Here is a 20,834-nt window from a genome sequence, read left to right as displayed (position 1 = left end):
GCCGTTGCTGCGACGTCGCCGCCAACAGCTTCGCGGCGTCTCCTCCCCTGAGACGAACCGCGCCGTCGTCCGGCCCGCTGACGGAATGAAAATTCCAAATTCCGTGTCTTTATGGAACGTATGATCGATTCAGTCCGCCCGTTTGTCAACAGAAAAATGCACACGTGATCAGTCATCTATCATATTGTATTTGCTGCATATTCTTGATAAGCACACGTGTTCATTTGTATTCCCGCTCCGGAACGGGCTCGATGTGCCTGTCGGGCCCGGGAAAGGCAGCAGGGATTGAAAGCCGGCCGGCCGCGGCCCGAGCAATTTTCCGCTTGGAACTTTTCGCGGTTCATGGCCTCTGATAGAGGGCTGATCGATGCCGAAAGGAGGACGGATGGCGAGGACTTTTGTGACGGCCGAGGAGGTCGCAAAACGTGCGGGCGTCTCGCGCTCGGCAGTATCGCGTACCTTCACTCCCGGTGCCAGCGTCTCGAAGACTGTCCGGCGCAAGGTCCTGAAGGCTGCCCGCGAGCTCGGCTATCGCGTCAATCGGCTCGCCCAGGTCTTGAACAATGACCGCTCCAACCTGATCGGCGTCGTCGGCGCCAATCTCTCCTCGCCCTTCATTTCCAAGCAGCTGGACCTGCTGAGCATCGGGCTCTTGCGCCAGGGTAAGCAATGCCTCCTTCTGAATGCCGCCGACGCCCGCCAGGACATAGCCCCTCTGATCGAGCTTCTGTTCGAGTTTCGCGCCCAGGCGATCGTCGTTCTCTCCGGCGAGCCGCCCGCCTCGATCGTCGATGAATGCATCGCCAATGGCGTGCGTCTCATCCTCATCAACCAGCGTCTTGACCGCACGGACACGAACATGGTGCTGAGCGACGACTCCCACGGCGCCGACCTCGCGGCACTGCGGCTGATTGAGGCGAAGTGCAAAAAAGTCGCCGTCGTCACGAGCGGCAGCCAGACCCCCGCCCAGCTGCGGCGCGCGAGGGCCTTCACGCAACGAATGCAGGCCGAGGGCGTGGACGTCGTCGCCTGGTCGGGCGGTCCGACGAGTTACGAGTCCGGGCTGCAGGCGGGGCGTGAGCTTCTGGTCGACACGGCGATCGACGGTGCCTTCTGCGTGACCGATCTTCTGGCGCTCGGCTTCCTCGACGCGGCGCGGCTGGAAATGAACCGGCGGGTACCGCAGGACGTCTCTATCGTCGGCTTCGACGACATTCCGCAAGCCGGTTGGAAAGGCTACGGGCTCACGACGGTTGCCCAATCCTTCCAGGCCCTGACGGAAAAGGTGCTTTCAGCCCTGGACAGCGACGAACCGGAAACGCGGATGCAGGTCGTGCCGGTAGCCCTGGTGGAGCGGCAGACGGCGCGCTAAGGCCTGTTGATTCGGCCACGTCCGGATGGAAGACGCTGCGCACTCTTGCTGGAAGTGCTTCAGCTTCAGACGGCCTGGCGGATGCGGCTCTCGATCAGGAGGCCGCTGCCGTCGAGGATCGGGTGGGCAACCGAGGCGACATGGGCGTTGATCCGCTTCAGGTCGCGCAGCATGTCGAGATGCAGCGAACTCGTCTGCATGCTGTCCAACCGCCCTTCGCGCAGGCGCTGCAGGTGGCATTCCGCCGATTGCTTCTCGAGCCGGCGCACCTCCTCCTTCACCTCCACGAGACGGCGTGCCAGCTCAGCGTCGCCGGTCGCGAAGACCGCCTGGGCCATGCGCAGGTTGTCGAGCGTGATCGCGAAGAGCCTTGCGAGTTCGCCCTGGCCGTCCTCGGAGAAGCGCAGGCCGAGGCGGATCTTCTTTGCGATCTCGGGATGCAGCCCCTTCTCGATGATATCGCCGATATGCTCGAGGTTGATGGCATAATCGACGATATGCCGGGCCCGGCGGTGATCGTCTTCCGTCATATCGTCCTTGCCCACCCTCGACACGTAGAGCTTGATCTCATGCTGGATCCGGTCCACCCGCCCTTCGAGCATGCTGATATCGGCAAGCATCGCGAGGTCGTTCGTCTTGAGCGCGTCCAGGGCCCGCACCAGCATGCTCTCGATCAGGTCGCCCACCGCCATGACCTCGCGACCGGCACCGGCTAGTGCGGCGACGGGTCTCGCGAGGGCCTTCATGTCCAGGTAGCGTGGCCCGTTGTCGCTCTCCGCCTCCTGCGGGATGAGGCCGGCCGTCAGCCGATAAAGGAGGGGCGACACTGGAAAGGCGATCAGCGCCACGGCCAGGTTGAACAGAAGATGGGCATCGACGGCGAGCTTTTGCGGCGAAAGCCCTGCCAATTCCATGAATTCCGCACAATAGCCGGCCAGCGGCAGGGCGATGGCGCAGCCGGTTGCCCTGACGATGAGGTTGCCGATCGTTACGCGCCGCGCGCCTGCGGAAGCGCCGAGCGTCGCAAGCACCGGCGGCACGGCCCCCCCGAGGTTGGCACCGAGGACAAGAACGACGACGAGCGCGGTCGAGATGCCGCCCGCGGAGGCCAGCGACAGGATGAGCACCACGATGGCGAGACTGGAGGAGGCGAGAATGGCGAGTGCGGCGGCGAAGATCAAAGCCACCGGCCAGGCATTGTCGAGCATCGCCAGGAAGGCGCGGAGTGCCGGCGACTGCAGAAGCGGATCGGTCGCCGCTGAGAGCAGATGCAATGACAACAGCATGAGGCCGATGCCGACGACGGCGCTGCCGGCGCCGCTGCGCGCGCCGGACCGCGCTCGGGCGAGGGCAACCCCGGCGAGAATGAGCAGCGGCGACAGCCAGCCAAGACCGAGCGCCACGATCCACGCCGTGGCGGCCGTCCCGACATTGGCGCCCAGCAACACGAGCTGTGCCATCGCCGGCGCAATCAGGTCCTTTTCCACGAAAGAGGCGACCATGAGTGCGGTCGCAGTCGAACTCTGGAGGGCCACTGTGGCGACGAATCCTGCAGCGAACGAACGCAGCCCGCCGCGCGTGCCGGCGGCGAGGCCGGTCCTCAGCCGCGCGCCCCAGGCCCGCGACATGCCGTCCTTGACCTGTGCCAGCCCGTAGAGCAGCAGCGCGACCGCGCCGAAGAGATTGATGCCGACAATGGCCGATTCCATGAGCCCACCCTAACCTGCCTGCCAACGGGTTGACGCGACGGTGCGCCTCTCTTCCCGCGCCGCATAGGCCATCCGACCACTCACGCCGGAGCGTCTTGCTGCACCGGATCCGAGGCAACGACGATCTGCGCCTCGCCATTTTCCGCGCGGTCCAGAAACAGACCCAACGCTCCAAGGAATATGCCAAGGAAGCCTTTCACCGAACTGTCGTGTCGGCTCCTCGCCTCGCATCCGAACCGCTCGGCCAGAAAGCGATAGACGGGCAGCCGCGATTTTTCGATATGCGGCAAAGCGAGCGATGCCCCCTGCCGAAGGCAGTACCAATCGGCGACGAGCTCGATCATCGGCAGGCTTCTCAGCTCGGCGATGTCGATCGCCGAAGCGTGCACCAAAGCGGACAGAATCGGAGCGCCGCCGGCGCTCTCTTCGGTGAAGAGACACCCGATCTCCTCGAGCGTGAGGTCTGCCACGCGCTCGACGACTGCCGGCGGCCATTCCTCGGGAAAATAGCGGTGGCTGACCAGTGCCCGCTTGTGTGCCCTGAGAAAGGCTCCGTAAGTGGAGCTTGAAAAGGCGGCCTCCGGCTCTTCGCCGAGCAGCGCGACTTCTCGTTCATAGGCGCTGCGGAGCCGCTGGTCGGCAGGCAGTCCGGACAGCTCAACCGTCTCCACGACGACGCTCCCCTCTCCCGGATGCGCGATCTTGAAGGCCGGCGGAAAGGCTACGAGCGACGGGACCGCAATATTGGTGAGCGACCGGTCGCCGCTGCCGCGGCGCGTGACGCCCTCCACATGAAGGTGCCCGCTGAAATGGAGCGACAGTCCGGCCGCAAGCAGCGCCCGCTCGACATCCTTTCGGGGTGTGCGCCGGGCGATGTTGGTCTCGCCGAACAGCGCTGCCTCGGCGCCGGTCGCGCCATCGAAAGGGTCGAGCACCGGATAGTGCGAAAATGCAAGCAGAGTCTTCCCGAGCCTCCGTGCCCGTGCGCAGACGTCGGCGATCCAGGAGACGACAAAAGGCTTGAAGCGGATCATCGCGTTCCAGCCGCCCGAGGTGCTGTCTATGAAAGCCGCTTCCTCACCCCATTCAAACGTCCCGTTCACGGGTTCGAAGACATTGGCATCGATCATCAGCAGCCAGAGATCGGGCTCGGGTTCGACCAGATAGGACGCGTCCATCAACTCGTAGCGATTGCTGCCGTCCGGTGAGGCCACCCCGTATCGGCGGTCTTCGACCGCATCGGAGGTGCCGAACGGGGTCTCCCAATGGAGATATTCGGGCCTGCGGAAATAGCCGAAGGCCGCCATCGGATCGAGGCCCGCCGGATAGCCTTCGCAATACATCCGGTCACTGACGGTGACGCCGCTGCCCGCGCGGTTCGCATCGCTGGTGACGAGAATGCCCCGGCCGTCGCGGCCGAGGAATTGTTTTGTGTGATGCCTGCCCCGCGGCCCGAAGATGTCGTGATTGCCGGGAAGCGCATAGAACGAGATGTCGAACGCATCGGCGTGCTCATGGAGAATGTCCCGCAGAGCGCTCGTGGTCGCGCGTTGGCCGTCGTCCGTATAGTCCCCGAGCAGCACGACGTGACGGATGCCGCGCCGGCGTACCTCGGCAAGGGCCGCCAGAAACGCCTCCGCACTTTCATTGAAGACGCGTGTGGATTGCCGGGTGTCCGCCCAGCTGCGCATGGTGATTTCCCGACCCTCGACGGCCACTCTCGCAAAGCCGAAATCCGTTTCGACATCGTGGAAATGGGCATCGGCGATTACGGCGACGGCCGGCACGGTACGCTTCAGCATGGCCCCTCCTTCTGCCGTTCGCGCTCGATCATGTCGATCCAGGCGGAGGCCCTCCTTGCTGCCTCGTAGAGCATCGGCTTCGGCGTCTCGAACCATTCGTCCGGCATCAATTGCCTGCGCGTGCGGATCGCCGCCACGGCATCTTCAAGCGTCGGGTAAAGGTTCGGTTGCTGCTTGTGGAGGAAGAGCGCGACGAGCGAGACGGAACGGCTTCGTCCGCCGCGGCAGTTGACGAGAATGTTTCCGCCGTCCCGGAACGGATAGGTGGGCCGCTTCGGCATCGACTGGCGAAGCGCACCGTCGAGTATGTAATAGGCTCCCAGCATCATGGTTTCGGGGCTGCCCTCGTCATCGATCATGCCGATCTTGTAGTAGCGTATTGCCGCGAAGCCGGACGCCCTGCGCTCGCCATCGGCCTCGTCGGAAGGCCCCTCGACATAGTTGATGTCGAGGTTGATGGCACAATTGACGACGGCCGTGATGCCGTTTTGTCGCAGAAGCCCCAGGTCGCGCGCGCCTTCGCTGCCGCCGATGTAGAGAGCGGAGCCGTGCGGCCCCAGTCCCTCGGCAATCAGGCTGATGGCCGGTCGGGTATGGACAGGTGCATCCATGCAGTCTCCTCTTCGCGGCCACGCCGCGTCAGCCTCCAATACGCCAATCGGCCGGTCCGCGCGCTGCTCAGGCCGGAGCCGTCTGCCGGTCCGTCGGCATCGCATATGCGGCCAGGGGTATGTTCGAGGCGCGGCTCGTGTCCGATGCGAGGCCGGGCGCCACGGCAAGAGCCGGGCCACCGGCATCCAGGCTGCCGATCTCGAGGTATGGGCAGACGACTCCGCCCGCCTCGCTCACGAGCAGAAGGCCGGCAAGGCAATCCCAGGAATTCATGTGCAGTTCAATATAGCCGTCCGAGCGGCCATCAGCGACGTAAGCGAGCGCCAATGCGCCGGAACCGGCGCGGCGAACATTGGCGCCCATCCCGAGCAGCGCTTCCATGACGCCGAGATAGGCCGTGTTCGGCACGCGCATCGACCAACCCATTTCCAGCGACGCAGCGTCGAAGCGGGCGGTCTGGGCGACCCGGATGGGAACGCCGTTCCGCGTCGCGCCCGCCCCTCGGCGCGCGAAGTAGAGCTCGTCCAGCGCCGGATTGTAGATCGCGGCGATCTCGGTCGCCCCGTTTTGGACAAAGGCGATCGAGATGCAGAAATGCGGGATGCCCCGCGCGAAATTCGCGGTGCCGTCGATGGGATCGACCACCCAGACCCGGTCGCTTATCGCTCCCCCACCCTCTTCGCCAAAGAAGCTGTCGCCCGGAAAATGCGCGGCAAGCGCGTGGCGGATATAGGCCTCGGAGGCGGCATCCACTTCGGTCAGGAAGTCCTGAGGCCCTTTCATCGAAACGTTCTGCCTGGCCTCGCCATGAAACCCTTTGAGGGTCAATGCGCCGGCTGAGCGAATGATCTCGCGACAAAGTTCTGCACGACTATCGAGGTCATCGGAATAGGGCTGTCGACTCACCGGCGCTTCCACTTCATTGCACACGCGCGCAATATTGCACACGTGTTCATAGGGTTCAAGCCCGTTTAGCAACCGCAATCCTCTGACCATGCGTGTTCAATTTTCGAAATCGCCGAAGATGTCCTGCAGGCGGGTGAGCGTGTCGACCCGCTCGCTCACCTCCTCGCCGAGCACGACGATGACGTTGCTCAACATGAGGTCCATAACCGCGGTCATGGTCGCGGCGCCGTCCCAAAGCGGTCCGTGGGAACCGGGGACGACGAGACAGACATCGGAAACGTCCTTGCCCCAAGGGCAGAATTCGTCGGTCAGGAGGACAACCTTGACGCCGGCGCGGCGCGCTTCGAGGGCGAGCGGCTTCGCCTTTGAAGCGAAGCGGCGGACATCGTGGAGGAACAGCAAACGCCCCTCGACCGAGCCGTCCAGCAATTCGGCGTAGGTACCGTTGAGGCCGTCGACGAATTGCACGCGGGGCCGCGTGTAGGAGAGCTGGCTCGCGAAATATTGTGCAATGCCGCGCACGTTCTGGTAGGCGGCGACATAGACCTCGCTGGCGCCGACAAGCGCCTCGATCGTCTGTTGCCATTCCGGCGCGCTGGTGAGTTCGTATATCTGACCGAGATTGTCGATCTGCTGCTGGATGAGGCGGGCAAGGAGTTTGCCCTCTCTCCGGTCCTCTTCCAGCCGATCGACCTGCGCCTTAACCTGCCAGGCCGGGTTCGACCGGCCGCGGCGCAGCTCGCCCTTGAGCTCATCCAGCCCGTCGAAGCCCATGCGGCGCAGGTAACGGCCCACCGTCATGGGCGAGAGTTCCAGTCTCTGAGCGATCGAACGCGCCGTCTCGAAAGGCAGATCGGCGATGTTGCGCTCGATATAGTTGGCGATCAGCTTGTCGGATTTGGACCGTCTGAGGTCGTCGGACTGAACGAGCTTCAGAATTCGTTTCGACACGTCGCCCTCTTCCAAAGGACCGCCCGTCCAAAGACGGGCGGGTACGCCATCACTGCGCCGTCTTCACCCGCGTCCAGGCGCGATCGAACTGACGGAGCGCCGGCCCGAGATCCTCGAAAATCCGCAGGCGCGCCATCGTGTCGGCCGGCGGATTGATTTCCTTGCTATTCTTGATCTGCTCGGGGGTCAATTGCCGCGCGGGAACATTGGCGGTGCCGTTGGTCTGCTGCGCCACGTTGAGCGCCGCCACTTCCGGACGCGTGTAGAACTGGAGGAACTTGATGGCATTCTCCTTATTCGGCGCGCTTTTCAGGACACAGATATCTTCCTGGTACATAGTCGCCCCTTCCTCGGGGATTACGTAGCCGAGGTCCTTCTGATTGCCGAAGACGTCGACCATGGCTCCGACGAAGAAATGGCCGGCTGCGACGTCGCCGGATTGAACCATGGGCCGCGTGTCGTAGGTGAAGGCCGCCACATAGGGCTTCATTTCGATGATCGTGTCGGCCGCCTGCTGGAGCTGCGCCGGGTCGGCCGAGTTGACCTTGTGCCCGTTGAGCATGAGTCCTACGGCGAGCACCTCACGCATGTCGTCGAGAAGTGTGAACTTCAGCCCCTTCTCCTTGACCGTGGCGATCAGGTCCTTCCAGCCGGTGATGTCCTTGCCGAGCACTTTGCGGTTATAAAAAATGCCGACCGATCCCCAGGCGTAGGGCAGGCAGTATTCGCCGTCCGGATCGCTCTTGGCCCGCAGGAAGGAAGGATCGATATTCTTGAAGCCCTCGTAGCGGCCAATGTCCGTTTTCTCCAGGAGGTCGAGCTTGGCCATGATGTCGTGCATGTGCACGGAGGGAAAGACGATGTCGTAACCCGTCGCGCCGCCCTGGATTTTCGCGAGCATTTCCTCGTTGGAGGAATAGGTCGACAGGTTGACCTTGATCGAGGTCTCCTCCTCGAATTTCTTGAGCACCTCCGGATTGATGTACTCACCCCAATTGTAGATGTTCAGTTCTGCGGCACACGCCAGGCCGGTCGTCGCCAGAAATGCGGCAAGGGAAAACACAGTGCCGCGCATCCATGCGCGGAGTCCGGATGTGCCGGCGCGATCATTCGCTGTCATCGAAATTCTCCTCTGAAGTTTCGGTGCGCCCGTGCGTTCCCTGCACCGGCTTTTCCCGCCACGACTTCTTCCGGCCGTTGACTTGGATGCACAAATGGTATCCATATATCCTAGTCGCACAAGCGTTATTTTAATAACATTTTGGGGAACGATGATGCGAGAATCCATAGTCTGCCTGGAGAAGGCGGCGAAGACCTTCGCCGCGCCTGAAGGCCACAGCGTGACGGCGCTCGGGGCGATCGACCTCAGCGTCCGCCGGAACGAATTCCTCACTCTGCTCGGTCCCTCCGGTTGCGGAAAGACAACCCTTCTGCAGGCGATCAGCGGTTTCGTGGAACTCGATTCCGGCCGGATCCTGATCGATGGTGACGATATGACGGAGCGGCCGCCCTATCGGCGGCCGGTCAACACCGTTTTCCAGAATTACGCGCTCTTTCCCCACATGACCGTTGCGGAGAATACGGGCTACGCGCTCGAAGTGGCGGGGGTGGCGAAAGCGGAGCGTGCCAAGCGCGTGGCCGAGGCGCTGAATTTGGTCGGCCTGGAGGGTCTGGAACGCCGCATGCCGCGCCAACTCTCCGGCGGCCAGCAACAGCGTGTGGCACTCGCCCGTGCCATCATCGCCCGCCCCAAGCTTCTCCTTCTCGACGAACCACTCTCCGCGCTCGACAAGAACCTGCGCCAGGCCATGCAGATCGAACTCAAGACATTACAGCACGAGCTCGGCATTTCCTTCATCTTCGTCACCCACGACCAGCAGGAAGCGCTCACCATGTCCGACCGCGTCGCCGTGCTTTCCGGCGGTCGCATCCAGCAGATCGATACGCCGCGCGCTGTCTACGACCGACCGAAGAGCAGCTTCGTGGCAACCTTCGTCGGCGCGAGCAACCTTTTCGCAGGACATGCGGACGGGGTGCAATTCGTGACCGATGACGGGATCGCCATTTCCCATGCGCTGCCGGGCTCCACCGGACCGGCAACGGCGCTTATACGGCCGGAACAGTTCTTCCTGGCAGGTCCCGGCGAAGGCTTCCCGAGCCTTGACGTGGACCTCGAACAGATCGTCTTCGTCGGCTCGGTGTTCGAAATCTTCGGCCGCATGCCGACCGGGCGGCGTGTCATCGCGGAAATTCCGGCCGCGCGCCGCAGTCTCATCGGCGAGATCGAACAATCGCGCCGCGCACGCCTCGCCTACGACCCCTCAGCCGTCCATCTGATCCCCGCCGAGGCGGCCTGACATGTCGTCGATCGCGCTGCGCCGCCGCACTCAGCTCGCCGTCCTGATCGGTCCGGTCTCGATTTTCCTCGCCGTCTTCTTCCTTGGGCCGCTTGGGATCATGATCGTCACGAGTTTCCTTGCGCCCGGTCTTTACGGCGGCGTGGAATGGACATGGTACCCGCACAACTACGGCCGCATTCTCGGATTCGCCGATCCGATGTTCGAAGATTTCGACCCGGTCTACATTTCCATCTTCCTTCGTTCCCTGAAGATCGCCGCGCTGACGGTGGTCGCGACACTGCTCGTCTGTTATCCGGCTGCCTTTTGCATCAGCCGGCTTTCGGAACGCTGGAAGAATTTCTGCCTCTTCCTGATCACCCTGCCCTTTTTCACCAGCCTTATCGTCCGGCTGTTCATCTGGGTGCTGATCCTGCGCCAGACCGGCCTCGTCAACGGCGTATTGCTCGGCACGGGCCTCATCGCCCGGCCGCTGGACCTCATATACACCGACGGCGCGATCATCCTCGGCATGGTCTACATCTTCATTCCCTTCATGTTCATGCCGGTCTATGCGAGCGTGGAAAAGCTCGACTGGACGCTCGTCCGCGCCTCCCTCGATCTTGGTGCCGGGCCGGTCCGCACTTTCCTGCGCATCATCCTGCCGCTGACGGCGCCCGGGATCGCCGGCGGCGCGCTGATCGTCTTCATCCCGGCGCTCGGCAACTTCGTCGTTCCCGCGGTTCTCGGCGGGGCCAAGGTGATGATGCTGGGCAATCTCATCGAGCAACAGTTCCTTTCGGCGCGGAACTGGCCCTTCGGATCAGCGCTCGCGATGATGGTCATGAGCGTCATGCTCGCCCTGCTGTTCGTCCATGTGATCCTGTCCGGCCGCCGCGGGATCGATGCCGCGACCGGCCGCTGAAGGAGGTGCAATGAAAATCCTCGCTACCCTCGGACGCAGCCTGATCGCATATACCGCGCTGTTCTTCGCCTTCATCTACATCCCGCTGGTCTTGATCGCCGTCTATTCGTTCAATTCCAACCCCGTGAACATGATGACGTGGACGGGGTTCACCACCGAGTGGTACGCACAGGTTCTCGGCTTCAAGACGACGGTCTCGGAGAACGCGCTCTATATCGAATCGACCGACCAGCTGGTTCAAGCCGTCTGGAACAGCCTGGTCATCGCCGCTTCGACGACGGCCATCGCCACGATCCTCGGAACCGCGATCGCGATCGGGCTCTACCGCTTCGATTTTTTCGGCCGGCGCCTCTACAGGGCCGTCATGTTCATGCCGATGCTGATGCCGGATATCGTGCTCGGCATTGCGCTTCTGATCTTTTTCGTGAATGCCGGCGTGAACCTCGGCCTGAAGACGATCATCATCGGTCAGTGCACCTTCCTGATCTCCTATGTCTTCATCGTGGTCTCTGCCCGCCTCGCCGGCATGGACCGCACGCTGGAGCATGCTTCGGCCGATCTCGGCGCGAAGGAATGGACGACCTTCCGGAAGGTGACATTCCCGCAGCTCCTGCCCGGCATTGTCGGCGGCGCTCTCCTCGCCTTCATCATCTCGATGGACGACCTGGTCATCACCTATTTCATCGCCGGCGTCGACGTGACGACGCTGCCGATGTTCATCTTCGCCATGCTCCGGCGCGGCATCAAGCCGGAGATAAACGCAATCGCCGTGATGATGCTGACCTTCTCCTTCGTCGTCGCCTCGCTCGGCCTCTACCTCCGTTCCCGGCAGAAGTAACATGAATCAGACGCCCAAGACCAAAGTCCGCGCTCGGGATCTCGGCCTGCCTTTCTTCGGACCTACGGGACCCAACAATGCCATTACCGACGTGGAAGGCGTCGCCGTAGGCTTCCGCACGATCCGCGAGGAGACGCCGCGGCCCGGCCGCAACCTGCCGGTGCGCACGGGTGTGACCGCGATCCTCCCGCATGCGCAAAGCGATACACCGGTCCCGGTCTATGCCGGCGTGCATCGCTTCAACGGCAATGGCGAGATGACCGGAACGCACTGGATCGAAGACGGCGGCACGTTCCTGGGGCCGGTGATGATCACCAACACCCACGCGGTCGGTATCACGCATCATACGACCGTCCGGTGGATGCTGGAGCGCTACGCCTCGACTTACGAGACCGGTGACTTCCTCTGGCTCATGCCGGTGATCGCGGAGACCTATGACGGGGTGCTGAACGACATCAACGGCATGCCGGTCTCTGAAGCGGATGTGCGTGCCGCCCTCGCGGCGCTTGCGCGCGGGCCCGTGGCCGAAGGGAATTGCGGCGGCGGGACCGGCATGATCGCTTACGGCTTCAAGGGCGGCACGGGCACGGCATCGCGCATTCTCTCCTTCGGCGGCCGGGACTACACGATCGGCACGCTCGTGCAGGCAAACCACGGCCAGCGGGACTGGTTGACGATTTGCGGCGTGCCGGTCGGCAAGCACCTCCGGGACAACACGCCTCAAAGCCAGTTGCAGGAGCGCGGATCCATCATCGTCGTGATCGCCACGGACCTGCCCATGGCGCCTCACCAGCTCAAGCGGGTCGCACGCCGCGCCGCTATCGGCATCGGCCGCAACGGAACGCCTGGCGGCAACAATTCGGGAGATATCTTTCTCGCCTTCTCGACCGCCAATAAGCAGCCGATGCTCCATCGCGCGCCACCTTTGCTGCCCCTGCAGATTGTCAACGACGAACAACTCGACCCGATCTACGCGGCGACGGTGGACAGCGTCGAAGAAGCCGTCGTCAATGCAATGCTGGCGGCGGAGGACTGCGGCGGCACGCCACATGACCGTCTGAAGATCGACGCGATTCCTCATGACGCGCTGGTCGACCTGCTCGGACGGCACGGCCGCCTTGCAGTGTGAAGCCGCAGATCAACCTTTCCGGGCGGACGTGCGTAATTTCACAACGGTGAGAGCGACGCGCCGCGCCGTCCGTCGGTTCTCCTGAACTTAAGGTCACATGAGACGGGCTGCGTCAGAAGCCCGGCAGAACTCCTGAACCCGCGACAGATCGGCCACTGTCACGATCGATACGCCGCCTCTTTCTGGTATCGGAAGGCGAACATGCGCTGCATCGTCGGCCGGCTCGTGGCCGTACGGGGCCACATAGCCTTCATCCCCGAAGGCAATCAGCAGCTCACCCAGCGGCATATTTGTAAATTTAAATTTGCAAATCCTTGCAATACATGTAGAAAATACGGCACCTAAGATAACAACAATCGGATTTGAAGCGTCTCCCCATGCTTGTCATTCTCGCCGATGATCTGACGGGTGCCCTTGATTCAGCTGCCCCGTTTGCGGGCCGCGGCCTTCATACGGAAGTCGCTCTCGCCCTGGACTCCGTGAATGCTGCACTGGCGGACGGACCGGACATCCTCGTCGTCAACGTGAAGTCCCGCGAGGTTTCCCCGGATGAGGCGCGCAAGGCGACATTCGACGTCCTGAAGCACGTCCCCGAAGATGCGCGGATTTTCAAGAAGGTCGACTCGAGGCTGAAGGGCAATATCGAGGCCGAACTCGACGCTACCCCGTTTTCGAGCGCCCTTGTCGCGCCGGCCATCCCCGATTTCGGCCGTATCGTGGTCGACGGCCAGGTCCGGGGGTTCGGTGTGGAGGCGCCTATCCCGGTCGCTCAGAGGCTCGGCCGGCATGCGGCTCGCGCATTGATCCCCGATACCATGTCGCGCAAGGACATGCTCGCCGCATTGGCGAGCGCCGAGACGGCGGGCTGCGATCTCATGATCGGCGCGAGAGGCCTTGCCGATGCACTTGCCCACCGGATGACGGATAGCGAAACGCTGCCGCTGATACCGCTGCCCCGCAAGCCGATATTGATCGTCGTCGGATCGCGCGACCCGATCACCGTCGAGCAGGTCGACGTGCTGCGCGATAACCGCCCCGCCGAGTATATCCCGGCGGTCGGAGGCAGGGTGCTGAAGCCTGGCACCCCGGCAGCCGGGCCGGTGACGATCATTCAGGCGGTCGAAGGCGAGACGCCGCTCAGCCCGGCCGAGGTCTCCGCCAACCTGGCCGACAGCGTCGTTCCGGCCTTCACCGGCGCGGCCACGACCCTGCTTCTTACCGGTGGCGCAACGGCCGAGGCCGTGCTGGCAAGAATGGGCGTTTCCCGTTTCCGCCTCCTCGGCGAATGCATGCCCGGAATGGCGCTGGCCTTCGCCGACGGCCGCTATATCATCACCAAGTCCGGCGGCTTCGGCGGGCCGGATACGCTGAGCCACATCGCAAGGCAAATCACGGGGGAGGCGAGATAGACGATGGGACTGCAGGAAGGGACCCCCGCAAGGGCCTGCCCGACATCGTGTTCGAAAGAATGCACCGCGCGATCAAGTCCGGCGCCTATAAGCCGGACGAGCGTCTGCCGACGGAGCATGAGCTGGCGACGGAGTTCGAGGTATCCCGGCCGATCGTCCGGGAGGCGCTGAAGCGCCTCAGGGACCAGGGGCTCATCTATTCCCGGCGTGGCGCGGGCAGTTTCGTGAGAGCCGTGGGCCTTCGCGAGCCGCTCGGTTTCGGCCAGCTCGAAAACGTCGCCGATCTCCTGAACTGCTATGAATTCCGGCTGACGCTGGAGCCTGCGGCTGCGGCCGCGGCAGCGCTCCGGCACGACGAGACGAGCCTCGCATCGATTCGCCGGGCACTCGAACTGCTGCGCGACGCCACCAACCGGCAGTCCCACCGGGAGGATGCCGACTTCCAGTTCCATCTTGCGATCGCCCGTGCTGCCCAGAACAGCTACTTCTCGACGGCCATGGAGGCGCTGAAAGAGCACATCGCCGTGGGCATGAAGTTCCATGGCATCTCGGTGAAGCGAGAGGCCAGCGGCCTCTCCAGGGTTTTCGCCGAGCACGAGGCGATTGCCGATGCCATCGCCGCCGGCAGTGCGGAGGAGGCCCGCATGCTGATGCTGAAGCATCTGACCGGATCGCGCGATCGTCTGTTCCTGGCCTCACAGTAGAGGCAGAACCGGCCGGGAAGGCGAAGGGAGGGAAGCATCTCCCCAATCGCAACAGGCGTTAGAACGCCGCCCGATAGATCTCCAGCACATCCGCCGCGCTCATGTCGACCGGATTGTTGTCCATCAGCCGCCGGATCGCATGCGCATCGGCGGCAAAGCGCGGCAGGTCGGACTCCTTCGCGCCATTGGCGGCCAGAGACATCTCTATGCCGAGGCTGGCGCAGAAACCTTTCGCGGCCGACAGCAGATCACGTTGCGAGAGATCTTTGCCAAGCCCCAGGGCATCCGCGACTTCCGCCGTCTTTGCCGCGACGACCGGCTGGTTGAAGGCGAGCACATGCGGAAAGATGATCGCATTGGCGAGGCCGTGCGGCAGATGCATCAGCGTGCCGAGCGGATAGGATATGGCGTGCCCGGCCGCCGTGTTGACGGGACCGAGGCATATGCCGCCGTAATAGGATGCCAGCATCATCCCCTCGCGCGCTTCGGTATCTTCGCCGTCGCGCACGGCACGGGCGAGATATTTGCCGACGAGGTTGAACCCCATGCGGGCGAAGCCGTCGATCATCGTATGGGCCTTGCGGTTGGTGAAGGCCTCGACGCAGTGGGCCATGGCATCCACGCCGGTCGCCGCGGTGACGGCAGGCGGCACGCTGTAGGTGAGTTGCGGATCGAGCACGGCGAGATCGGCGATCATGTGCGGACTTTCGACCGCGATCTTGCTGCCCTTGTCCGGGTCGGTGATCAGCGAACGGATCCCGGCCTCAGAACCCGTCCCGGCGGTCGTCGCGACCTGCGCAAGGCGCGTGTTGCGGCCGGCCACGCGATTGGGCCCGGCGACATCGGCGAGCGATTGCCCGGAGTCCCAGAGCGACGCGACCAGCTTGGCGACATCCATCACCGAGCCGCCGCCAAGACCCACGATCAGGTCCGGGCGCGCTTTCCGCGCGGCATCCAGCGCCGCCTCGAGTGTCGCGATATCCGGTTCGCCGGGGATCGCGTCGAATAAATCGACCTTGCCCGAGAGCTTCAGGCTGTCGGCAAATCCGGACGTGACCGGCGTCGCGATGACCAGGGTGGAGCCGACCTGACCGGCCCAGGCGCCGACTTCCCCGATGCTTCCGGCGCCGACGACGAGTCGGCGCGGCTGATGGATCGTGATCATGACGCTGCCTTTCTGCTTGCCTTGCCGGCCACGAGTTTGCGCGCATAGGCGATCGCGGAATTCAGGTTGCCGTGATTGGCGATACCCTTTCCGGCAATATCGAAGGCAGTCCCGTGATCGACGGAGGTGCGGTCGATCGGAAGATCTACGGAAACATTGACCGCCGTATCGAAGGCGACCAGTTTGATCGGGATATGACCCTGGTCGTGATATTGCGCGACGACCAGATCGAAGCCTCCCGAATAGGCGCGATGGAACACGGTATCGGCGGAGATCGGGCCCTGCACATCGATGCCTTCTTCACGCGCGGCCGCCACCGCAGGCCCGATCTGATCATCGTCTTCCGTGCCGAACAGGCCGTTCTCGCCGCAATGGGGATTGATGCCGGCGACCGCGATGCGCGGGTGCTCGTAGCCGATGCGCTTCAGATGCGCGTTGCCGGCGCGGATCGTGGCAAGAACCCGCTCGGTGGTGGCGCGGCCGATCGCCTCCTTGAGCGACACATGGGTGGAGACGTGGATGACCTTGAGTCGCTCGGAGGCAAGCAGCATATAGGCGGCGCTCGATCCGGTCAGGCTGCGCAGCATGCCGGTATGGCCGTCGTAATGATGGCCCGCCCTGTTGAGTGCTTCCTTGTTGATCGGCGCCGTGACGATGCAGCCGATGTCGCCTGCCTGGGCATCGCGGACCGCGCGCTCGATGAACCGGAAGGCTGCGTCGCCTGCCACTGCCGAAAGGCTTCCCCAGGCGAGCGGCGCGCCCTCGACCGGAAGGTCGACGACATAGGGCTGAAGCTCGACCGAGAGGCCAAGCGCCTCCCTTGCAGCCTCAAGCGTCGCGAGGTTGCCGTAGATGCGGGTCGCCTCCCGGTCCGCAGCCGACATCTCAGCAAGCGACCGGACCGTGATCTCCGGTCCGACGCCACAGGGATCGCCCATGGTGATGCCGATAATCTTGCTCATCAGTTTCTCCCCTCGTCGGCCCACCCGGGCGGCAGACGGACATATTTGATTGCGCGCCGATGGTAGGTGTAGGCGACGTGCAGACTGCCGTCGTCCCCTTCCAGGAGCCACGGATAGGACATTTCCTTGTTGTGTCCGTCGGTCGAATTGTTGGAAAGGCAGGTCCCCGGACCGTCCTCGATCACGATACGGTCGGGGAAGGTGCGCCCGCCGTCGGCCGACAGGCAGACGCTCACCGGCGCCCGCGGCACGCCCCAGATCGGCACGCATCCGCCTGAAGGATCGGCGTCGGGCCGGCCGTCGTCGTCTCCGAGCTCGTCGTAAAGCGATGCGCGCCGGTCGGCCGAAAGGGCCGCATTCACCGGATTGCAGATCATCGCCAACCGGCCGTCCCCGAGTCGGACGACGGCGATCGAGGAATTGTTGTTGGGCACGTCGGTCGGCGCCGGGAGGCTCCACGTCCGCCCGCCGTCGACGCTCTCGACGCGGTAGACCTGGTCCGCCTGGCGGCGGCGGAAGAAAGCCGCGTAGCGGGTGTCGCCGACAGCCACCGGGCTCATGTGCACGCAACCGATCGAACCGGCGAGGTCGGCGAGCTGCCAGCTTCGGCCGCCATCGGTCGAAATGCCGACGGCCGCATTGTCGTGACTGCCGTTCCACTTCTGACCGGGGCGCTGGATGCAGCGAAAGATCGGCAGCAGCCATGCCCCGTCATCTCTGATGACGAGCGGCGCGCGGATGAAGCAACCGCGCGGCAGGTCGAGATAGCGCCCCTCGGAAGCGGCAAGCCTGGTCGGATCAGCGGCATCCCTCTCGATTGCGGCCATGCGAATGCGGCATTCGTCCTGGTTGCCCGAGGGCTGCGACGTGTGGAAAAGCCAGAGCCGCCCGTCGGGGGCCGTGAACAGCACCGGGTTCTGCTCGGAGTGCTCGGCATCGAAACTCAGCCGCTGCGGCTCGCCCCAGTGCGCGGCGCCGGGGGCGAGCACCGACGCGAAGATCGAAATGTCGGATTTTCCCTCGAGCGTCCCACCGAACCAGGCACAGACGAGACTTCCGTCCTCGAGCCTGTGCAGAAAGGCTGCGTGGTTCTGCACCATGGGCGAGGGCAGGAGCGATTCCAATCGCCCTCCCCCGGTCTCCCGGAGCTTGCCGGTCATTGCGTTTGCGATTTCGTCAGGCGTCATGAAAGCCTCCTCATACATCGGACAATCGCGGAATTTCGAAAGTTGTCAAGTTTTCTGTTTTTAGACGGCGCATTCTTACCCGCGTTTGAATGTCTACATGTTGCTGTTTTTACGCTATTTTTTCTGCTTCAAAATTTTTCATTCCAGGATGACGGCGAAAACAATTTGACAAACTTGATAAGAAATCGGATGGTCTGGGCAATTCGGCGGCAGAAGGGCGCTTAGCGGCGAGGAGGCTGATTGCCGCAGCCCGGATGGAGAGAGGCGAACGAAGTCGCCGCGCCACACACGAGATCCTAGAGGGAGGAGAATGCAAATGAAAAGAACACTGATTATGGGAGCCCTGATGCTGGGCTCCGCGCTCGCCCCGGCCTTCGCGGCATCCGGGCCGGTCAAGATCGTTCTGCCGGAAGAGGCGGACCTGCTCGAACCCTGCATGGCCACGCGCTCCAATATCGGCCGCATCATCATGCAAAACGTCAGCGAGACCCTGACCGAGCTCGACCTTCGCGAGGGCAAGGGCCTGATGCCACGCCTTGCCGAGAGCTGGGAGCAGAAGGAGGATGGCAGCTGGCGCTTTCACTTGCGCAAGGGCGTGAAGTTCTCCGACGGCACCGACTTCAACGCCAAGGACGTCAAGTACAGCTTCGACCGCGTGATGAGCGACAAGAATGCCTGTGAGTCGCGCCGCTATTTCGGCGGCATGAACATCAAGATCGACGTCGTCGACGACACGACCGTCGATTTCACGGTCGATCCGGTTCAGCCGATCCTGCCGCTGCTCCTGTCGCTGCTGACGATCGTGCCGGAAGAGACGCCGATGGAATTCGTGCGCGAACCCGTCGGCACCGGCCCCTACAAGCTGACCGACTGGACGCCCGGACAGCAGATCGTGCTTTCCGCCCGCGACGACTACTGGGGCGAAAAGCCCGAGGTTACCGAGGCGACCTATCTGTTCCGCGCCGATCCTGCGGTCCGCGCCGCCATGGTCCAGACCGGTGAGGCCGATCTGTCGCCGTCCATCTCGCAGACCGAGGCGACCAACCCGGCCACCGACTTCTCCTATCTCGACAGCGAGACCGTCTATCTGCGCATCGACCATAATATCGAGCCGTTAAACGACGTCCGCATCCGTCGCGCTCTGAACCTTGCGATCGACCGCGAAGCCTTCCTCGGTACGCTGGTGCCCGACAGCGCCGTCCTCGCCACCGCGATCGTTCCGCCGCCGACGCTCGGCTGGAACCCCGACGTGAAGGTCTTCCCCTACGATCCGGAGCAGGCCAAGAAGCTCATCGATGAGGCCAAGGCCGATGGCGTCAAGGTAGACACGCCGATCACCATCATCGCGCGTACCGCGAACTTCCCGAACGTGACCGAGATCATGGAGGCCATCCAGGCGCAGCTGCAGGAGGTCGGGCTCAAGGTCGAGCTCAAATTCGTAGAAGTCGCCGAGCACGAAGTCTATTATTCGAAGCCCTTCAAGGAAGGACGCGGTCCGCAGCTGGTTGCCGCGATGCACGACAACTCGAAGGGCGACCCCTCCTTCTCGATGTTCTTCAAATACGACTCCGAAGGCACGCAGTCGGGCTTTTCCGATCCGAAGGTCGACGACCTGATCGCCCGTGCCTCGGCTGCCGTCGGAGACGAACGCGCCAAGCTCTGGTCCGAGCTCATCGCCTATGTCCATGACGACGTGGTGGCAGATGTGCTGTTGTTCCACATGGTCGGTTTCTCGCGGGTGTCCGAGCGACTGGACTTCAAGCCCACGATGGCGACGAATTCCATGCTGCAGCTCTCCGAGATCAAGATCAAATGATCTGAACCGCGGACGAGCGGCCATTCGAAATGAAACTTCCGGCGGCGGGACCCCCGCCGCCTCATGCAAAATCGAGGGCTGCCATGCTCAGATTCATCCGCCAACGTGCGCTCGCAAGCCTGATCTCGCTCATCGGCCTGATCGTCATGGTATTCTTCCTGTCCCGGATGACCGGCGACCCGGCAGCCCTGTTTCTGCCCGTCGAAGCCTCCGCCGAGATGAAGGAGCAGTTCCGCGAGCTGCACGGACTGAACGATCCGATCCTCGTCCAGTTCGCCCGTTATGTGGGCGATGTCGTCACCGGCGATCTCGGCGAATCCCTGCGCAAGGCCCGCCCTGCGCTCGATGTCGTCCTCGAAGCCTTCACCTGGACCCTCTGGCTTGCCGTCATCACGATGACGCTCGTCACGGGAGCGGCGATCGTCGTCGGCTCGCTGGGCGCCTTCCGCTCCGGCGGTTTCTTCGACCGGCTGTCGTCGATGGTCTCGCTTATCGGCGCGTCCGTTCCGGATTTCTGGCTGGCGATCGTCGCCATCGTCATCTTCTCGATCAACTTCGCGATCCTGCCGACATCCGGCACCGGATCGGTTGTGCACTGGATCCTGCCGATCGCGGTTCTCTTTGTCCGCCCCTTCGGCATCATCGTCCAGGTGGTGCGCGGCTCGATGGTCAGCGCGCTGTCCTCGGCCTATGTGAAGACCGCACGGGCCAAGGGCGTGAAGTCCGGGCCGATCATCTTCATCCACGCTCTGCGCAATGCGATGCTGCCCGTCATCACCGTGGTGGGCGACCAGGCGGCGAGCCTGCTGAACGGCGCGGTCGTGGTCGAGACGATCTTCGGCTTTCCCGGCGTCGGCAAGCTCATGATCGATTCCATCCTGCAACGCGATTTCAACGTGGTGCTGGCGGCGATCCTCGTCACGGCCATTGCGATCTTCCTCATGAACGTGCTGATCGATCTCGCCTATGCGCTGCTCGATCCTCGCATCCGGCACTGAGGAGGCGACGGAC

At 63.4% G+C, this 20,834-nt stretch carries 17 protein-coding genes and 1 pseudogene; 9 read left to right on the top strand and 9 right to left on the bottom strand.

What is annotated here, in order from left to right; all coding sequences use genetic code 11:
* Positions 1-385 precede the first annotated feature (385 nt).
* Entirely contained in the window at positions 386-1,372 is a 987-nt protein-coding gene (locus N0Q91_RS26575; RefSeq protein ID WP_275599633.1) for a LacI family DNA-binding transcriptional regulator, read from the top strand.
* A 65-nt stretch (positions 1,373-1,437) separates the two neighbouring features.
* Here the strand turns inward: N0Q91_RS26575 and N0Q91_RS26570 are convergent, their stop codons facing one another.
* From N0Q91_RS26570 to N0Q91_RS26545, 6 genes are all read right to left on the bottom strand, one after another.
* On the bottom strand, positions 1,438-3,081 hold the full coding sequence (locus N0Q91_RS26570; RefSeq protein WP_275599632.1) for a Na/Pi cotransporter family protein: 1,644 nt from the start codon (positions 3,079-3,081) through the stop codon (positions 1,438-1,440).
* A gap of 80 nt (positions 3,082-3,161) precedes the next feature.
* Complete coding sequence (locus N0Q91_RS26565; protein ID WP_275599631.1) at positions 3,162-4,883, bottom strand: metallophosphoesterase family protein; 1,722 nt, start codon at positions 4,881-4,883, stop codon at positions 3,162-3,164.
* Positions 4,877-5,494: a dual specificity protein phosphatase family protein gene (locus tag N0Q91_RS26560; protein WP_275599630.1), complete on the bottom strand. Its 618-nt coding sequence runs from the start codon at positions 5,492-5,494 to the stop codon at positions 4,877-4,879. Before N0Q91_RS26560 ends, N0Q91_RS26565 begins: the two co-directional genes overlap by 7 nt.
* Positions 5,495-5,561: 67 nt before the next feature.
* Entirely contained in the window at positions 5,562-6,401 is an 840-nt protein-coding gene (locus N0Q91_RS26555; protein WP_275599629.1) for an inositol monophosphatase family protein, read from the bottom strand.
* Between the two features lie 96 nt (positions 6,402-6,497).
* A complete protein-coding gene (locus tag N0Q91_RS26550; protein ID WP_100670828.1) occupies positions 6,498-7,352 on the bottom strand; it encodes a MurR/RpiR family transcriptional regulator in 855 nt (284 codons plus the stop codon).
* Positions 7,353-7,401: 49 nt separating this feature from the next.
* Positions 7,402-8,427 carry a polyamine ABC transporter substrate-binding protein gene (locus tag N0Q91_RS26545; RefSeq protein ID WP_275599740.1) on the bottom strand — a complete coding sequence of 342 codons (1,026 nt, stop codon included), beginning with the start codon at positions 8,425-8,427 and terminating at the stop codon, positions 7,402-7,404.
* Between the two features lie 199 nt (positions 8,428-8,626).
* On the opposite strand from N0Q91_RS26545, the gene N0Q91_RS26540 reads away from it, so the two are divergent.
* From N0Q91_RS26540 to N0Q91_RS26515, 6 genes and pseudogenes are all read left to right on the top strand, one after another.
* On the top strand, positions 8,627-9,709 hold the full coding sequence (locus N0Q91_RS26540) for an ABC transporter ATP-binding protein (protein ID WP_275599628.1): 1,083 nt from the start codon (positions 8,627-8,629) through the stop codon (positions 9,707-9,709).
* Between the two features lies 1 nt (position 9,710).
* On the top strand, positions 9,711-10,613 hold the full coding sequence (locus tag N0Q91_RS26535; RefSeq protein ID WP_275599627.1) for an ABC transporter permease: 903 nt from the start codon (positions 9,711-9,713) through the stop codon (positions 10,611-10,613).
* 10 nt (positions 10,614-10,623) lie between these two features.
* A complete protein-coding gene (locus N0Q91_RS26530) occupies positions 10,624-11,451 on the top strand; it encodes an ABC transporter permease (RefSeq protein ID WP_275599626.1) in 828 nt (275 codons plus the stop codon).
* Between the two features lies 1 nt (position 11,452).
* Positions 11,453-12,580 carry a DmpA family aminopeptidase gene (locus N0Q91_RS26525; RefSeq protein WP_275599625.1) on the top strand — a complete coding sequence of 376 codons (1,128 nt, stop codon included), beginning with the start codon at positions 11,453-11,455 and terminating at the stop codon, positions 12,578-12,580.
* Between the two features lie 377 nt (positions 12,581-12,957).
* Positions 12,958-13,989, top strand: coding sequence for a four-carbon acid sugar kinase family protein (locus N0Q91_RS26520; RefSeq protein WP_275599624.1), 1,032 nt, complete (start codon positions 12,958-12,960; stop codon positions 13,987-13,989).
* Between the two features lie 3 nt (positions 13,990-13,992).
* Positions 13,993-14,693: pseudogene (locus N0Q91_RS26515) on the top strand (FadR/GntR family transcriptional regulator).
* A gap of 58 nt (positions 14,694-14,751) precedes the next feature.
* On the opposite strand, the gene N0Q91_RS26510 reads toward N0Q91_RS26515, so the two are convergent.
* From N0Q91_RS26510 to N0Q91_RS26500, 3 genes are read right to left on the bottom strand one after another with little or no spacing between them, the layout of a single operon-like run.
* Positions 14,752-15,858, bottom strand: coding sequence for an iron-containing alcohol dehydrogenase family protein (locus tag N0Q91_RS26510; protein ID WP_275599623.1), 1,107 nt, complete (start codon positions 15,856-15,858; stop codon positions 14,752-14,754).
* Positions 15,855-16,820: a 4-hydroxythreonine-4-phosphate dehydrogenase PdxA gene (pdxA, locus tag N0Q91_RS26505; protein WP_275599622.1), complete on the bottom strand. Its 966-nt coding sequence runs from the start codon at positions 16,818-16,820 to the stop codon at positions 15,855-15,857. Before pdxA ends, N0Q91_RS26510 begins: the two co-directional genes overlap by 4 nt.
* Entirely contained in the window at positions 16,820-18,007 is a 1,188-nt protein-coding gene (locus N0Q91_RS26500; protein ID WP_102761745.1) for a sialidase family protein, read from the bottom strand. The genes pdxA and N0Q91_RS26500 overlap by 1 nt, the downstream gene beginning before the upstream one ends.
* Before the next feature lie 316 nt (positions 18,008-18,323).
* On the opposite strand from N0Q91_RS26500, the gene N0Q91_RS26495 reads away from it, so the two are divergent.
* Together N0Q91_RS26495 and N0Q91_RS26490 are read left to right on the top strand one after the other, a co-directional pair.
* Positions 18,324-19,823 (top strand): ABC transporter substrate-binding protein, encoded by a 1,500-nt coding sequence (locus N0Q91_RS26495; RefSeq protein WP_275599621.1) that lies wholly within the window; start codon positions 18,324-18,326, stop codon positions 19,821-19,823.
* Positions 19,824-19,906: 83 nt separating this feature from the next.
* Positions 19,907-20,821: an ABC transporter permease gene (locus N0Q91_RS26490; protein WP_003532054.1), complete on the top strand. Its 915-nt coding sequence runs from the start codon at positions 19,907-19,909 to the stop codon at positions 20,819-20,821.
* The last annotated feature ends 13 nt before the right edge of the window (positions 20,822-20,834 follow it).

The organism is Sinorhizobium prairiense, from assembly GCF_029201645.2.
Taxonomy (GTDB): domain Bacteria; phylum Pseudomonadota; class Alphaproteobacteria; order Rhizobiales; family Rhizobiaceae; genus Sinorhizobium; species Sinorhizobium meliloti_A.
This window is presented reverse-complemented; position numbering and strand designations above follow the sequence as displayed.